Source organism: Christiangramia lutea, from assembly GCF_022489035.1.
Lineage (GTDB): Bacteria > Bacteroidota > Bacteroidia > Flavobacteriales > Flavobacteriaceae > Christiangramia > Christiangramia lutea.
Genome location: NZ_JAKVTV010000005.1, coordinates 203,448 through 218,339, shown reverse-complemented (window position 1 = coordinate 218,339; position 14,892 = coordinate 203,448). Strand labels below are relative to the sequence as shown.

The 14,892-nt window shown below is 39.7% G+C and carries 14 protein-coding genes; 9 read left to right on the top strand and 5 right to left on the bottom strand.

Annotated features, from left to right (window positions below; all coding sequences use genetic code 11):
• Positions 1 to 10 precede the first annotated feature (10 nt).
• The 9 genes from scpA to ML462_RS14335 all read left to right on the top strand — a co-directional run bounded on the left by scpA (position 11) and on the right by ML462_RS14335 (position 10,053).
• Positions 11 to 2,143 carry a methylmalonyl-CoA mutase gene (gene scpA, locus ML462_RS14375; RefSeq protein WP_240714520.1) on the top strand — a complete coding sequence of 711 codons (2,133 nt, stop codon included), beginning with the start codon at positions 11 to 13 and terminating at the stop codon, positions 2,141 to 2,143.
• 134 nt (positions 2,144 to 2,277) lie between these two features.
• Positions 2,278 to 3,159, top strand: a complete 882-nt coding sequence (locus tag ML462_RS14370) for an SDR family oxidoreductase (RefSeq protein ID WP_240714519.1) — start codon at positions 2,278 to 2,280, stop codon at positions 3,157 to 3,159.
• A 418-nt stretch (positions 3,160 to 3,577) separates the two neighbouring features.
• Positions 3,578 to 4,492 carry an outer membrane beta-barrel protein gene (locus tag ML462_RS14365; RefSeq protein WP_240714518.1) on the top strand — a complete coding sequence of 305 codons (915 nt, stop codon included), beginning with the start codon at positions 3,578 to 3,580 and terminating at the stop codon, positions 4,490 to 4,492.
• A 316-nt stretch (positions 4,493 to 4,808) separates the two neighbouring features.
• Positions 4,809 to 5,570, top strand: coding sequence for a ParA family protein (locus ML462_RS14360; RefSeq protein ID WP_240714517.1), 762 nt, complete (start codon positions 4,809 to 4,811; stop codon positions 5,568 to 5,570).
• 5 nt (positions 5,571 to 5,575) lie between these two features.
• On the top strand, positions 5,576 to 6,478 hold the full coding sequence (locus ML462_RS14355) for a ParB/RepB/Spo0J family partition protein (protein WP_240714516.1): 903 nt from the start codon (positions 5,576 to 5,578) through the stop codon (positions 6,476 to 6,478).
• Complete coding sequence (locus ML462_RS14350; protein WP_240714515.1) at positions 6,468 to 7,058, top strand: DUF5683 domain-containing protein; 591 nt, start codon at positions 6,468 to 6,470, stop codon at positions 7,056 to 7,058. Before ML462_RS14355 ends, ML462_RS14350 begins: the two co-directional genes overlap by 11 nt.
• 1 nt (position 7,059) lies before the next feature.
• The gene (gene dapB / locus ML462_RS14345; protein WP_240714514.1) at positions 7,060 to 7,779 is read left to right on the top strand and encodes a 4-hydroxy-tetrahydrodipicolinate reductase; all 720 of its coding nucleotides are present in this window, start codon (positions 7,060 to 7,062) and stop codon (positions 7,777 to 7,779) included.
• A 52-nt stretch (positions 7,780 to 7,831) separates the two neighbouring features.
• Entirely contained in the window at positions 7,832 to 9,397 is a 1,566-nt protein-coding gene (lepB, locus tag ML462_RS14340) for a signal peptidase I (RefSeq protein ID WP_240714513.1), read from the top strand.
• A 5-nt stretch (positions 9,398 to 9,402) separates the two neighbouring features.
• Positions 9,403 to 10,053: a WbqC family protein gene (locus tag ML462_RS14335; RefSeq protein ID WP_240714512.1), complete on the top strand. Its 651-nt coding sequence runs from the start codon at positions 9,403 to 9,405 to the stop codon at positions 10,051 to 10,053.
• Here ML462_RS14335 and ML462_RS14330 read toward each other — a convergent pair.
• From ML462_RS14330 to ML462_RS14310, 5 genes are read right to left on the bottom strand one after another with little or no spacing between them, the layout of a single operon-like run.
• Positions 10,033 to 11,067 (bottom strand): endonuclease/exonuclease/phosphatase family protein, encoded by a 1,035-nt coding sequence (locus tag ML462_RS14330; protein WP_240714511.1) that lies wholly within the window; start codon positions 11,065 to 11,067, stop codon positions 10,033 to 10,035. The two genes, ML462_RS14335 and ML462_RS14330, sit on opposite strands and share 21 nt — an antisense overlap.
• Positions 11,068 to 11,973, bottom strand: coding sequence for a rhomboid family intramembrane serine protease (locus tag ML462_RS14325; RefSeq protein ID WP_240714510.1), 906 nt, complete (start codon positions 11,971 to 11,973; stop codon positions 11,068 to 11,070).
• Complete coding sequence (locus ML462_RS14320; protein ID WP_240714509.1) at positions 11,973 to 12,734, bottom strand: rhomboid family intramembrane serine protease; 762 nt, start codon at positions 12,732 to 12,734, stop codon at positions 11,973 to 11,975. The genes ML462_RS14325 and ML462_RS14320 overlap by 1 nt, the downstream gene beginning before the upstream one ends.
• Positions 12,734 to 14,590: a DNA mismatch repair endonuclease MutL gene (gene mutL / locus ML462_RS14315; RefSeq protein ID WP_240714508.1), complete on the bottom strand. Its 1,857-nt coding sequence runs from the start codon at positions 14,588 to 14,590 to the stop codon at positions 12,734 to 12,736. Before mutL ends, ML462_RS14320 begins: the two co-directional genes overlap by 1 nt.
• Positions 14,591 to 14,884 carry a hypothetical protein gene (locus ML462_RS14310; RefSeq protein ID WP_240714507.1) on the bottom strand — a complete coding sequence of 98 codons (294 nt, stop codon included), beginning with the start codon at positions 14,882 to 14,884 and terminating at the stop codon, positions 14,591 to 14,593. It abuts the gene before it with no gap.
• Between the last annotated feature and the right edge of the window lie 8 nt (positions 14,885 to 14,892).

Sequence of the window (14,892 nt, the reverse complement as noted above, 5' to 3'; positions counted from 1 at the left end):
ATCAAGATTTATGCAACGCAAAGATCTTAAGAATATACACCTTGCCGAGAAAGAATTTTCTAACAGACCTCCTGAATCGGAAAAGGAAACATTCATGACTCCTGAAGAAATAGAGATCAAAACCTCCTACTCTCGGGAAGATATTTCAGAAGCCGAACATTTAAATTTCGCTGCTGGAATTCCACCTTATTTACGCGGACCTTACAGTACGATGTATGTCAGTCGTCCATGGACCATCCGTCAATACGCTGGTTTTTCCACAGCTGAAGAAAGTAATGCTTTCTACCGTAGAAACCTTGCTGCAGGTCAGAAAGGACTCTCTGTAGCCTTCGATTTACCAACTCACCGTGGCTATGATTCAGATCATGATCGTGTGGTTGGAGATGTTGGAAAAGCAGGTGTGGCTATAGATTCGGTTGAGGATATGAAAATATTGTTCGACCAGATCCCGTTGGATAAAATGTCGGTTTCCATGACCATGAATGGCGCGGTCTTGCCCATCATGGCTTTCTATATTGTAGCTGCTGAAGAGCAGGGAGTAAAGCCGGAACAGCTTTCGGGAACCATTCAGAATGATATTTTGAAGGAATTCATGGTGAGAAATACTTACATCTACCCTCCTACTCCTTCGATGAAGATCATTTCAGACATATTTGAGTATACGTCTCAAAATATGCCGAAATTCAACAGTATTAGTATTTCGGGTTATCATATGCAGGAAGCCGGTGCCACCTGCGATATCGAGCTTGCCTATACCCTGGCCGACGGACTTGAATATATAAGAAAAGGACTTGATGCAGGTATGGATATCGATAGTTTCGCGCCAAGACTATCCTTTTTCTGGGCAATTGGAATGAACCATTTTATGGAGATCGCCAAGATGCGTGCAGGACGAATGCTTTGGGCAAAACTGGTCAAGCAGTTTAATCCTAAAAATCCAAAATCGCTTTCGCTTAGAACTCATTCACAGACCAGTGGATGGAGTTTAACTGAACAGGACCCTTTCAACAATGTCGCAAGAACCTGTATCGAAGCGGCTGCGGCTGCATTCGGGGGCACTCAGAGTTTACATACCAACGCCCTGGATGAGGCTATTGCCCTGCCAACCGATTTTTCAGCAAGGATCGCGAGGAACACTCAATTGTATCTTCAGCAGGAAACAAATATCACCAAAACTGTGGATCCGTGGGCTGGAAGTTTTTATGTTGAAAAACTTACTGAAGAGATTGCTCATAAAGCCTGGAAACTCATCGAGGAAGTCGAGGAACTTGGCGGGATGACCAAAGCTATTGAAGCCGGTATCCCAAAAATGAGGATCGAGGAAGCTGCTGCGAAAAAACAGGCTCGAATAGATAGCGAGACCGATGTGATCGTTGGGGTAAATAAATACCGCCTCGATAAAGAGGAAGAGCTGGTTACACTCGAAGTAGATAACCAGACAGTACGTAAGCAACAGGTTGCAAGACTCGAAAAGATTAGAGCCGAGAGAAATGAAGAAAAAGTTCAGGCTGCTCTTAAAAACCTGAGAAAGGCTGCTAAGGAAGAAAATGGGAATTTACTGGCACTTGCTGTAGAAGCAGCCCGAGAAAGAGCTAGTCTTGGAGAGATAAGCAATGCTTTGGAAGACGTATATGGCAGATATAAAGCGAAAATTCAATCGTTTAGCGGGGTATATTCAAAAGAAATGAAAGATAACAGCTCATTTAATAAAGCCAGGGAACTGGCCGATAAATTCGCCGAAATGGAAGGCCGGAGACCAAGAATCATGATCGCTAAAATGGGCCAGGATGGTCATGATCGTGGTGCTAAAGTTGTAGCGACAGGCTACGCCGATCTTGGTTTCGATGTGGATATAGGTCCGCTATTCCAGACCCCGGCGGAAGCTGCCCAGCAGGCTGTTGAAAACGACGTACACATTCTGGGAGTTTCTTCACTTGCCGCCGGGCATAAAACTCTGGTTCCACAAGTGATCGATGAGCTAAAAAAATTAGGCAGGGAAGATATAATGGTAATTGTTGGTGGAGTGATCCCTTCTCAGGATTATCAATATCTTTTCGATGCAGGAGCAGTAGCAGTATTTGGTCCTGGGACCAAGATCAGCGATGCCGCATCCCAGCTTCTGGAAATATTAATAGACGAATAATCTAGTTAGCAGTTGGCAGGGCAAATGAATGTAGATTGTAAATTGTATAACGTATAATGTATACTGAACACTGAATATTGAAAACTGAATACTGAACACTGAATACTGACAACTGAATACTGAATACTGAAATTATGGACTTAAAGAAAAAAATGCTTCGAGACGATGCGCTTGAAGGCAAAAATATCATCGTTACTGGAGGAGGTAGCGGACTAGGAAAATCAATGACCAAATATTTCCTGGAACTGGGAGCGAAAGTGGCGATCACTTCCAGAAATCTTGAGAAACTTCAGAATACTGCAAAGGAACTGGAAGAAGAAACTGGGGGGACCTGTTTCGCAGTTCAGTGTGACGTTAGACATTACGAACAGGTAGAAGCCATGCGCGATGCTGTGATAACTGAATTTGGCTCTATAGATATCTTATTGAACAACGCCGCTGGAAATTTCATTTCCCCTACCGAACGTCTAAGTGCAAACGCTTTTGATACCATCATTGATATCGTTTTAAAAGGGAGTAAGAATTGTACCCTCGCTCTTGGGAAACACTGGATAGATCAAAAAGAGGAGAATAAAACGATCTTAAACATCGTCACCACTTACGCCTGGACCGGCTCGGCTTATGTGGTACCAAGCGCGACCGCAAAGGCAGGCGTTCTGGCCATGACCAGGTCGCTGGCCGTAGAATGGGCGAAATATGGAATCCGTTCCAACGCGATCGCACCCGGCCCTTTCCCAACCAAGGGTGCTTGGGATCGATTATTACCGGGAAACCTTAAAGAGAAATTCGACCTGGCTAAAAAAGTTCCTTTGAAGCGTGTGGGAGACCACCAGGAACTGGCTAATCTTGCCGCTTACCTGGTTTCAGATTTTTCGGCTTATGTAAATGGAGAAGTGATCACCATAGACGGTGGTGAGTGGCTAAAAGGCGCTGGCCAGTTCAATTTACTGGAAGAAATCCCGGAAGAAATGTGGGATATGCTCGAACAGATGATCAAGTCGAAAAAACAAAAATAAAATACATCTATTGATAATAAGAATCTATATCCATAGATATCATTAAACTTTAACCAGACCTTTATTATAGCAAGCATATCCAGGACCAGGTTTGGGCTAAATCTGGATGTGCTTCCTATTGAATTTTTTTTACTAAATGAAAAACCTAATAAGCGCCTCAATATTTACTTTAATTTCACTATGCATATTTTCTCAGAAATCGGACCAGGCAATACCTTCAAAAATTAAATTTAAAGACGGAACAACAAAATCTGTTTTAATCTCTGAGCTCGGGATAGCCAGTTCCAAAATTATTTCTTATAAAACCTCTGCTAATTCAAGTTCACTGCCCGTCACGCCCCAGTTAGCTGAAAGTATATCTGCAAATGATAACTCCTTTTTCTTAAAATCTTACACAATCAATGACGATTCCTTCTTTTTGAATCTAGTTGTCGGCGGTGCCGCAGATTTATACTACTACTTTGATAAATCAAATACGATGAAGTATGTGGCATACACACCTGAATTTGGCTATAGGGAACTTGCCAAATGGAAATCATCTATTAAAAAAGAAGGAAAGGAATTTAATAAGGAAACGAAAGAGTTTTTAGGTGTCCTGAGCTTGATTTTTAGTGATTGTGGCCAGGATATCTCTCTGGAGAACATCAAACTTTCCCTTAAAAGTTTAAGTAATTCATTCATATCGTATAATGAGTGTAAAGATCAATTAGATTTTAAATCTTCAGAAATTAACAAAAAAAGCAAAATTAGAGTTGGCCTGCTTGGAGGGATAGATTATAACTCCTTAAAAACTAATACTCCAGTTGCTTCAAATGGAAAAGGAGAAACCAATTTCACTATTGGTACAGAGATAATTCTTATCCCTTCATTTCTCAACTCAAAATTAACTCCTTTATTAAGCCTGAATTATACAAAAACTGGTGGTGAGGCTAATTATTTATCTACACCAGAATTTGATAAGCTGGAATTGGACTTTCAGCTGGTGGAACTATATGCCGGCCTTAGATATAATCTATTACCGTATAGTTCTAAAGTGAATCCTTTCATTGGTATTAGCATGGGGAAAAGCTTTATTTTAAATCATGAAAACTCAATTTTGAAAACAAGTTCTGATGGATCTTCTACACCAGAACCTCTATATTATGGAAATCCTTATAAGAACCTGTCAAATGATATGAGATTGGGATTCCATTATCAGGCGGGTATAAATTACCAACTAACCAAAAACCAAGGCCTCATCTTAAAATTAGATTACTCCTCCATGTATGAAAGCCTGGAAGAATTTCAGTTCAATAGGTTTACATGTGAGGCAGGATATTACTTTAACTTGTAGGTTTTCTGATATTCAAAAATAGAACAATGTCTTTTCTAGAATCTATAATTTAAAGTTTCTATTAATTGCTATTTCTGAAGAATTTCAGGAAGAAATGTGGAATATGCTTGAACAGATGATCAAGTCGAAAAAGGGCAAATAGAGCTTCTTATTTTTTCAGTTTTCAACAAAAAATCTGAAGAAAATATTAAAAACCGGAGAAAGTCCCGAATTTACTAGGAACTTATCCGGTTTTTTCTTTAGAAGCTGTTAACAATTTCATTTTCTAAACCTATAATAAATTGTATTTTTACCTTTCAAAAATCATACGTTTTTAATGGGTAAAATCATTGCTATTGCCAACCAGAAGGGAGGCGTGGGAAAAACCACAACATCTGTGAACCTTGCGGCTTCTCTTGGGGTTCTGGAAAAAAAGATATTATTGATTGATGCCGATCCTCAGGCCAATGCTACTTCAGGCCTTGGAATTGATGTTGAAGAGGTGGAAAATGGAACCTATCAGCTACTGGAACACTCCATAAAAGCTGAAGATGCCATTCAAAAGACCAGCTCTCCAAATCTGGATATTATACCAGCCCATATAGACCTGGTTGCCATAGAAATTGAACTTGTAGATCAGGAAAACAGGGAGTCCATGCTTAAAAAGGCAATCGAGCCTTTGCGCGACCTGTATGATTTTATACTTATCGATTGTGCACCTTCCCTGGGATTATTAACCCTGAACGCCCTAACGGCGTCAGATTCGGTGATCATCCCTATTCAATGTGAGTATTTTGCCCTGGAAGGTCTTGGTAAACTGCTTAATACGATAAAAAGTGTACAGAAGATCCATAACAATAAACTGGATATTGAAGGTCTTTTATTAACCATGTATGATTCAAGATTGAGACTTTCTAACCAGGTTGTGGAAGAAGTAAAAAAACATTTTGACGAAATGGTGTTTGAAACAATCATTCAGCGAAATGTACGTTTAAGTGAAGCGCCCAGTTACGGAGAAAGCATTATAAACTATGATGCTTCCAGCAAAGGAGCCAGCAATTATTTAAGCCTGGCACATGAAATTATAAAGAAAAACTAGTACAAATGGCGAAGGCTACCAGAAAACAAGCTTTGGGAAGAGGACTTTCGGCGCTGCTGAAAGACCCTGATAATGATATAAAATCTGCAGAGGATAAAAATGCCGACAAACTGGTTGGCCATATTGTAGAACTGGAATTATCTTCCATTGAAGTTAATCCATTCCAGCCAAGAACAAGTTTTAACGAAGAATCACTGAAGGAACTTGCTTCCTCTATCCGTGAATTAGGAGTAATTCAGCCTATCACGGTTAGAAAACTGGATTTTGACAAATACCAGCTTGTTTCAGGAGAAAGAAGATTCAGAGCCTCCAAACTGGTTGGATTAAAAACCGTTCCTGCTTATATCAGGATAGCTAATGACCAAGAATCGCTGGAAATGGCCCTGGTTGAAAATATACAAAGACAGGATCTTGATCCTATCGAGATATCCCTTTCTTATCAAAGATTGATCGATGAGATTCAGCTTACTCAGGAACAGTTAAGTGAGCGCATTGGGAAAAACAGGTCTACGATTGCCAACTATCTGAGACTCCTAAAACTCGATCCTATCATTCAAACAGGAATGAGAGATGGTTTTTTAAGTATGGGACATGGCAGGGCTCTTATCAATATCGATGACACCCAGAAACAGCTTGAGATCTACGAAAAAATTATTGAAAAGTCATTATCTGTACGTGAAACTGAGGTTTTGGTTCGTGAATTGAACTCAGATGGTAAGCCTGCAAAAACTGCGAAAAAAGTCTCTGTACCGAAAACCTATAAAAAGGGGATCAAGGAATTCAATGAATATCTGGGAACCAAAGTAGATGTAAAGGTTACCAAAAAAGGTAGCGGAAAACTAACTATACCATTTTCTTCCGAAGAAGATTTCGAAAGGATCAAAAAACTAATCCGGGGTGAAGCTTAAACCTTACTTCTTTTCATTCTTCTTCCTGTTCTTCCTTTCGGTTGCTTCAGCACAACAAGATTCTTTACTTGTTACGCCTGAAAAGAAATCAAAAAGGGAATTAAAAAGAGAACAGCGAGAAAAAGAATACGAGCCATACAATGCTCTTGCTCCGGCTAAAGCCGCTTTCTATTCTGCAGTTTTACCAGGTCTGGGACAGGCTTATAACGGAAGTTACTGGAAGATCCCTATCGCCTATGCCGGAATTGGAACGGGTATTGCCTATTATTTACACAATGATAAAGAATATGATAGTTACCGTAATGCCTATAAAGACCGACTTGCTGGCAGGCCAGATGAGTATGAGGGAAGGATTTCCACCGAAGGTTTGATTCGAGCACAGGAGCTTTTTCAAAAAAATAAAGAGATCTCTATACTGGTAACTGTAGGTGTCTATGTGCTGAATATCATTGATGCCAACGTTGAAGCCCATTTAAGACAGTTTAATGTAGATGAAGATCTTTCGGTTAAACCAGGTCTTGATTTCGACGCCTTAACCGGAAAAACCAATTACGGACTTACACTTAATTACAGATTCTAATATGAATATCGCTCTCTTGGGTTATGGAAGAATGGGTAAAACCATAGAAAAGATCGCGGAAGACCGCGGACATGAGGTTGTTCTTAAAGTTAGTGACGACATCGATAATCATGAGCTGGATGGATCTAAAATAGATGTTGCTATAGATTTCAGCATTCCCGATGCAGCCTTTAAAAACATTTCTACCTGTTTTAGAAATAACATTCCTGTAGTGAGCGGAACCACCGGCTGGTTAGACAATTACGAAAAAGCTAAAAAGATCTGTAATGAAGAAAATTCAGCATTTATCTACGCTTCAAATTTCAGCTTAGGGGTAAATGTATTTTTTGAGCTCAACCAAAAATTGGCAAAAATGATGCAGGGTCTGGAAGATTACTCGGTAGAGATCGAGGAAATTCACCATACCCAGAAACTTGATGCTCCCAGTGGAACGGCAATTTCCCTGGCTCAACAGATACTTCAGGAAAATTCAAAATTAAAGGGCTGGCAACTCGAAGATGCCGATGCGGATGAAATTCCGATTTTTGCCAAAAGAGAAGAAAACGTTCCTGGAACTCACACCGTAACTTATGATTCTGAGATCGACAAGATCGAGATCACCCATACAGCAAAGTCGAGAAAGGGATTTGCATTGGGTGCCGTGGTTGCTGCTGAATACTTAAAAGATAAGTCGGGAATTTTCACGATGAAGGATGTACTTTCCGAACTTTTTAAAAATTAAAATGTAACATTTAGGCCTATTTTCTGCCTAATACGCTAAAGAATATATAATTATGACATTTACCGAATGGTTCATTTTCTTCCTGCTTTTACAGGTAGTTCATTTTTTGGGAACCTGGAAACTTTATCAAAGAGCAGGCAGAAAAGCCTGGGAAGCGGCAATTCCTGTTTATAACGCATTAGTATTAATGAAGATCATAAACAGGCCATGGTGGTGGGTGATATTAATGTTCATACCCATTGTAAACCTCATCATTATACCAGTAATTTGGGTAGAAACCATTCGTAGTTTTGGTCGGAACTCGACTGCCGAAACTTTTGCGGTGATTCTAACTCTGGGCCTTTACATCTACTATGTAAACTATGCCACCAATGATGCCTATATAGTAGACAGGGATCTCAAGCCACGCACAGAAGCCGGGGAATGGATAAGTTCTATCCTATTCGCAGTTATTGCAGCTACCATCGTGCATACTTATTTCATGCAACCGTTCACCATTCCCACCTCCTCTCTTGAGAAGACCCTGCTGGTTGGTGATTTCCTATTTGTAAGCAAGTTTCATTATGGAGCCCGGGTACCGGGAACTTCCGTTGCTTTCCCAATGGTACATGATACTATTCCAGTGCTTGGTGTCAAATCTTATCTGAATAAACCTCAAATTCCTTATTTCAGATTCCCTGGATTCGAGAATATTGAAAGAAACGATATTGTGGTCTTTAACTGGCCTGTAGATACGGTGCGAAAGTTCCATGATAGGTCTGGCAAACATTTTAAAAAACCTATAGACAAAAAATCTAATTACGTTAAGAGAGCGGTGGGTGTTCCGGGAGATTCACTTTCGGTTGTGGATGGTTACGTGCATATAAATGGGGAGCAATTACAACTCCCAGACCGTGCTAAGCCACAATTCTCCTATATAGGAAAAACCAAAGGGCAGCGATTCAATCCACAGGTACTTTATAAACGCTATGATATTACCGATGGTTTTGGTTACCTGGAAAATAACGGCTTCTTTATTCAGTCTCTTTCAGATGAGAATTATGAACTTTTCAAAAGTCATCCTAACGTCGCTTCCATAAGAAGATATGTAGATTCCGCAGGGGTTAAAAATGCCAGCCTCTTCCCGAACGATAGAAAAAGGAACTGGAATAATGACAATTTCGGACCCATCTATATTCCTAAAAAAGGTGTAACTGTAGATATCACTCCAGAAACCATGGCCTTTTATAAGGAGATCATTGAGACTTATGAAGGTGAAGAATTTGGCCTGAACAATAAGCTAAGTATCAATGGCACCCAGGTTCTATTGAATGGCTCTCCTATAGACAAATACACCTTTAAACAGAACTACTACTGGATGATGGGTGATAACCGGAATAATTCTGAAGACAGCCGTACCTGGGGTTATGTTCCGGAGAACCATGTAGTTGGAAAACCTGTTTTTATCTGGCTTAGCTGGGATTCAAATGCCAGCGGCTTCGATAAGATAAGATGGGAAAGAGTTTTCACTACCGTTAAAGGTGACGGAGAACCAACTTCTTTCCTTCCCTATTTCCTTATTATCCTGGTAATTTTCTTCGGATGGAGATATTTTAAAAAACGTAGAGAAGAAGCTTAGAGTTTATGAAACCTGTGCTATTACATCCCTCCTATTTTGGGCCAATAAGCCAATGGACAGCTATTGCAAAAGTTGAACAGCTTTACTTCGAAAATGAGGATAATTACCAGAAGCAAACCTATAGAAACAGAATGTATATCTATGATGCCAATGGAAAGCTTACCCTGAACATTCCTATAAAACATAGTTCTGCTCTGGGATTGAAGACAAAAGGTCATCAGAAATATAAGGATGTACAGATAGAAAATGATTTCGACTGGCAGCTACAGCACTGGAGGGCTTTTAAAGCTTCCTACCAGACTTCGCCATTCTTTGAATTTTACGAGGACGATCTATATCCATTATATCATAAGAAGTATAAATTCCTTATGGACTTCAATTATAGGTGCATGGATTTTGTGGCAGAAAGCCTTCAGATTGACTGGAAATTTGAAAAAACTGATGAATTCATTCTGAATCCTGAAGATAAAATGAATTACAGGGCATTGATAAATGCCAAATCTGATCTTGGATTTGAGAATTCGAAATACACCCAGGTTTTTGAAGAAAAAAGAGGTTTTTTGTCGAATTTATGTATTCTGGACCTGATCTTTAATGAAGGAAATGCTTCCTTAGATTACCTGCTGTCACAGGAATTAAAGCCCGATCTTGGTTAGAACCGGGTAATGATCGGAATAATCGATCTCGTATTTCTTAAACTCCTTAATAGACAATTCATTTTCAATCAAAAGAAAATCTATACGTAACGGAAAATAATCCAGCTTAAAGCTTTTTCCAAAACCGCTACCCGCTTCCAGGAAGGCGTCATTAAATCTGCCGTCCTGCTTGATCAAATTATAGATATACGAAAAACTGGTATTATTGAAATCTCCGGCAATAATGGTTTTGTAAGGTGATTTCTGAAGATCTTCCATCAGCATTTCAGCCTGTTCCTGTTGCAAAGAGAAGCCATAACCAATTCTTCCCAGTAACTTTTTCGAATCCTCCTTCTGAAGATCATCAATTCCAGGCTTGATATTTAAGGATTGGAAATGCACATTAAATACGCGTACCGTATCTTTTTTATCAATAACCACATCTGCATAAATAGCATTATTATTGCCGTCATGAGGAAAATCAAGAGAGGCCGTGTTTACGATTGGAAACTTAGAGAAAATAGCAGATCCAAATTCGGCATTCTTACCCTTTAGTTTTACGTACTCATAGGGATATACCTTGGACAGCTCGGCAGCACCAACGTAGTGCTCCTGCACACAAAGTATATCAGGATTCTTTTCTTTTATAAAATCGGTGATCTTTTCAGGAATATCTTTTCGATCAGACCATTCGTAGGCATTAAACATCCTTACGTTATAACTCATCAGGGAAAGATCGGCTGAGTTATTTTCATCGATTTCAGAATCTGAAACCTTCACAAACCCCAGTACATAATTATACCCCAGCAATAAGATCAAAAGAGATAAAAGCATCTGCCGTTTAAACCTCAACACCCAATACACCAGGAATAGAACATTAAGAATAATAAGCACTGGAACGCCAAGGCTTAGAACCGAAAGTAAGGGAAAGGATTTTGGAGGAATTAACGGTAATAAATAAGAAAACAACAAGGCGGTTGCCGCAAGAGAATTCAGGATAAATATAAATTTATCAAACAGGCTCAGTTTCTTCATTTAATCTTCTTTTCCGGCCTGAAATAAAAAGTCCTTTTCAGCTTTACTAAGACTTTCATATCCACTTTTACTGATCTTATCCAGTATAGCATCTACCCTCTTCTGCTTTTCATCTTTATTGAAATTGCTTTTTCCTGAAGTGCTTTTTGTACTTCTGGATGTTTTACCGGTTCTATGAACAGTCTTCATTTTAGCTTTACGCTCTCTAGGCTTGAAAAGGGATGCTATGTAATCCATAATATTTTCAAACCATTTCCCAATATCGTTCCCTTTTTTTAGCTGATTGGTATATAGATAACCTAAGGCCGCTCCACCTAAATGCGCCAGATGCCCACCTGCATTTCCCATAGGAATCTGAATAATATCGATTACCACCAGGAAGGCTGCGATCCACCAGAACTTGATGCTGCCTATTAACATCAGCCTAACCCGCATATTCGGGATATGCGAAGCTATACCTATAAGCACTGCCATAACTCCGGCAGAGGCACCCATTAAATAAGATTTTCCTGTTCCCTGGAAAGCCGGGAAAAGGTTATAACTAAGCATATAGACCAACGCACCTATGATCACCCCCAGGAAGTAATAATTCAAAAGTCTTTTTGGGCTGAAATAGTTAAGGAAATAAATACCTGAGAAATAAAGTATCAGCATATTAGAAAGTATATGCCATATACCGCTATGCAAGAAGGAATAAGTAATTATGGACCATGGCTTCAACAAAAACTCCATTGGCTCCTTTGGAAAAACGAACCATTCTATAAGGAAATCTGAAGGTAGTTGAAAAAGATAGGCTATGGTCCTGAACAAAAAGAACAATATAAAGACCAGCACATTGATCGCAATGAGCTTTTCAGTGACCGTAGCGGTCTGGATCTTATATCTTAATCTATCTGATGATTTCATCAATACCAGCGATTATCATTAAACTGGTTCTTTTTCCAGTAGTACATCATTAAAAAGCCGAATAAGGCGCCACCTACGTGGGCAAAGTGGGCAATGGATCCTCCAAAGATGGAATATCCAGTAACACCGGAAAACAAATCTAAGATAATTAGTCCGGGAATAAAATACTTCGCCTTAATTGGAACCGGTACAAACAGTAAAAATAACTCTACATTTGGAAACATCATCCCGAACGCTACCAGTATACCATATATTGCACCCGAAGCTCCAACCGCCGGGGTAGCGTAAGATTCTACCATAGAACCTACCGCGTCTGCATCCAGTCCTGAAGGATAACTATACTGTCCGGTTGCCGCGGCAGATCTAGCTGCTTCCTGAAGAAAATCGGCTACCTCTGCCGGGGTATATCCAATTTCCAGGAATTCATTTGCCCCATTCTGATAGGCATAAAAATTCACCAACGTATGCAGAAAGGCTGCACCTATTCCGGCTCCAAAATAAAAAATTAAAAAACGTTTCTGGCCCAGCATCTGCTCTATTGGGCTACCGAATGCCCATAATGCATACATGTTAAAAAGTATATGCATAAAACCTCCATGCATGAACATATGAGAAACGATCTGCCATACCTGGAAATTAGTGTGTTTTACAAACCATAAAGCGAAATACTCATAAGCTACATCACCAATTAACTGGCTTCCAATAAAGAATATTACATTAATTATAAGTAAAACCTTTACGGTTTCAGTCATTCTTCCCATCAGGCAAATTTTTTATCCAGTTCATCTACAGATAAAGTAGTGAACACTGTTTTATTAAAAGGACTCAGTGCCGGTTCTTTACAGGCAAAAAGTCTATTTAGAATATGTTGTTGTTCTGCTGAATTCAATAGCGTTCCAGACCTTACCGCCATGGAATTCGCTAAAGACTTGGCCAGCAGATCGGTTTGAGAAAAGCCATTATCGGGCACATCTTTTTCGAAATCGGCCAGTAACTTTTCTAACAGGATCTCCACTTCACTTTCAGAAATCAGGGTTGGAATTCCCGTAATCTCAACCTCATCTTTTTTGATCTCAGAAAAAATGAATCCGGTTTGTTCAAGGGATTCCTTGATCTCCTTCAGCATCTCCACCTCGTGATGATTGAACTGAAGTCTTAAAGGAAATAACAGCTGCTGACTCACTGCAGATGAAACTGTTATATTCTTCAGCAACTCTTCATAAAGCACTCTGGTATGAGCCCTGTGCTGATCTATAACCAGGATCCCGCTCTTTAAAGTTGAAACGATATATTTCTTCTGAACCTGGAATGTGGATTTTTCGGTTTGCTCTTCTTTTGCTCCGAATAAATTCCCGGTGACTTCTTCACTTTCAAATTCTATCTGCCGAATATCTACTTCGGTTTCAGTTTCAGATTGCATTCCCGAGTAAAGACTTTCCCATTCCGGATGTTTATCTCTTTTATATCCTCCACCACCTCCGGAAAATGGAGATTTTGGAGCACTTTCCTGCTGAAACGGATTAAAGTTTCGATCTACCTCCACCTGCGGAATATCGGCTTCCTTATTTTTATATTCATAAGGAGTGTCCAGTTCAGAATCTCTTTCAAAATCCAGCATTGGAGCCACGTTGAACTGCCCAAGACTATGTTTAATAGAACTTTTCAGAATTGCATACAAGGCATGCTCGTCATCAAATTTGATCTCTGTCTTGGTAGGATGGATATTTATATCGATCGATTTTGGATCTACTTCCAGGTAAAGAAAATAACTTGGATAATTCTTTTCCTTCAGCAAACCTTCAAATGATGCGACAACCGCATGGTTGAGATAAGGACTTTTTATGAATCTGTTGTTTACAAAGAAGAACTGTTCTCCCCGGCTCTTCTTGGCAAATTCAGGTTTTCCAACGAAGCCTGATATTTTCACAATCTCGGTATCCTCCTCTACCGGAACCAGTTTTTCATTGGTTTTTCCACCTAAAATATTGGTGATACGCTGGCGAAAATTCGTCACTGGAAGCTGAAAAAGCTCACTCCCATTATGAGTAAGTGAAAAACTGATATCTGGATGTGCCAGGGCAACTCTCTGGAATTCATCGATAATATGCCGGGTCTCGACATTATCTGATTTCAAAAAATTGCGACGAGCAGGAATATTATAAAAAAGGTTTTTTACACTCAGGCAGGTTCCTTTTGGTGTCACGCAGGGATCCTGAGAAACCACTTCACTTCCTTCTACCTTGATACAGGTTCCAACCTCATCCTCTTCGGTTTTGGTTCTAAGCTCTACATGGGCGATAGCGGCGATAGAAGCCAAAGCTTCACCGCGAAACCCTTTCGTCTTCAGAGAAAATAGATCGTCTGCAAGTTTTATTTTTGAGGTCGCATGCCTTTCAAAGCTCATTCGGGCATCGGTAATATTCATACCCACACCATCATCTATCACCTGGATAAGGGTTTTACCGGCATCCTTGATCACAACCTGGATACGGCTGGCTTTTGCGTCTATTGAATTTTCGAGAAGTTCTTTTATTACCGAGGCCGGACGTTGCACCACTTCACCCGCAGCGATCTGGTTGGCAACATGATCGGGCAACAATTGTATTACGTTACTCATTTAACGGGGATTCGAGAAAATGGACAAATCAAAATCTAATATCCACAGACAAATGAAAAGTAAAATTATGATGATATAAATTACCCTGCGATTAATACTTCGGTTTCCTCTGGTTCGGCTGGATTTACGTGCTTCAGCCCAATGAGATCCGAAATCTATCGCGTTGGTAGCTTCTTTATATTTATTGAATTTTGAATCAAAATCATAGATATTACCCGTATCCTTACCCTTATAATAGCGAGGGGTATAGTTATACCGGGTATTCTTTCTGATCTTGTTAAAATTGATTTTCAAAACTGTAG

Coding starts and splice junctions, on each gene's coding strand:
- ML462_RS14370 (WP_240714519.1), top strand. CDS start 2,278: ATGGACTTAAAGAAAAAAATGCTTCGAGACGATGCGCTTGAAGGCAAA.
- ML462_RS14335 (WP_240714512.1), top strand. CDS start 9,403: ATGAAACCTGTGCTATTACATCCCTCCTATTTTGGGCCAATAAGCCAA.
- lepB (WP_240714513.1), top strand. CDS start 7,832: ATGACATTTACCGAATGGTTCATTTTCTTCCTGCTTTTACAGGTAGTT.
- ML462_RS14330 (WP_240714511.1), bottom strand. CDS start 11,067: ATGAAGAAACTGAGCCTGTTTGATAAATTTATATTTATCCTGAATTCT.
- ML462_RS14360 (WP_240714517.1), top strand. CDS start 4,809: ATGGGTAAAATCATTGCTATTGCCAACCAGAAGGGAGGCGTGGGAAAA.
- ML462_RS14325 (WP_240714510.1), bottom strand. CDS start 11,973: ATGAAATCATCAGATAGATTAAGATATAAGATCCAGACCGCTACGGTC.
- ML462_RS14355 (WP_240714516.1), top strand. CDS start 5,576: ATGGCGAAGGCTACCAGAAAACAAGCTTTGGGAAGAGGACTTTCGGCG.
- scpA (WP_240714520.1), top strand. CDS start 11: ATGCAACGCAAAGATCTTAAGAATATACACCTTGCCGAGAAAGAATTT.
- dapB (WP_240714514.1), top strand. CDS start 7,060: ATGAATATCGCTCTCTTGGGTTATGGAAGAATGGGTAAAACCATAGAA.
- mutL (WP_240714508.1), bottom strand. CDS start 14,590: ATGAGTAACGTAATACAATTGTTGCCCGATCATGTTGCCAACCAGATC.
- ML462_RS14320 (WP_240714509.1), bottom strand. CDS start 12,734: ATGGGAAGAATGACTGAAACCGTAAAGGTTTTACTTATAATTAATGTA.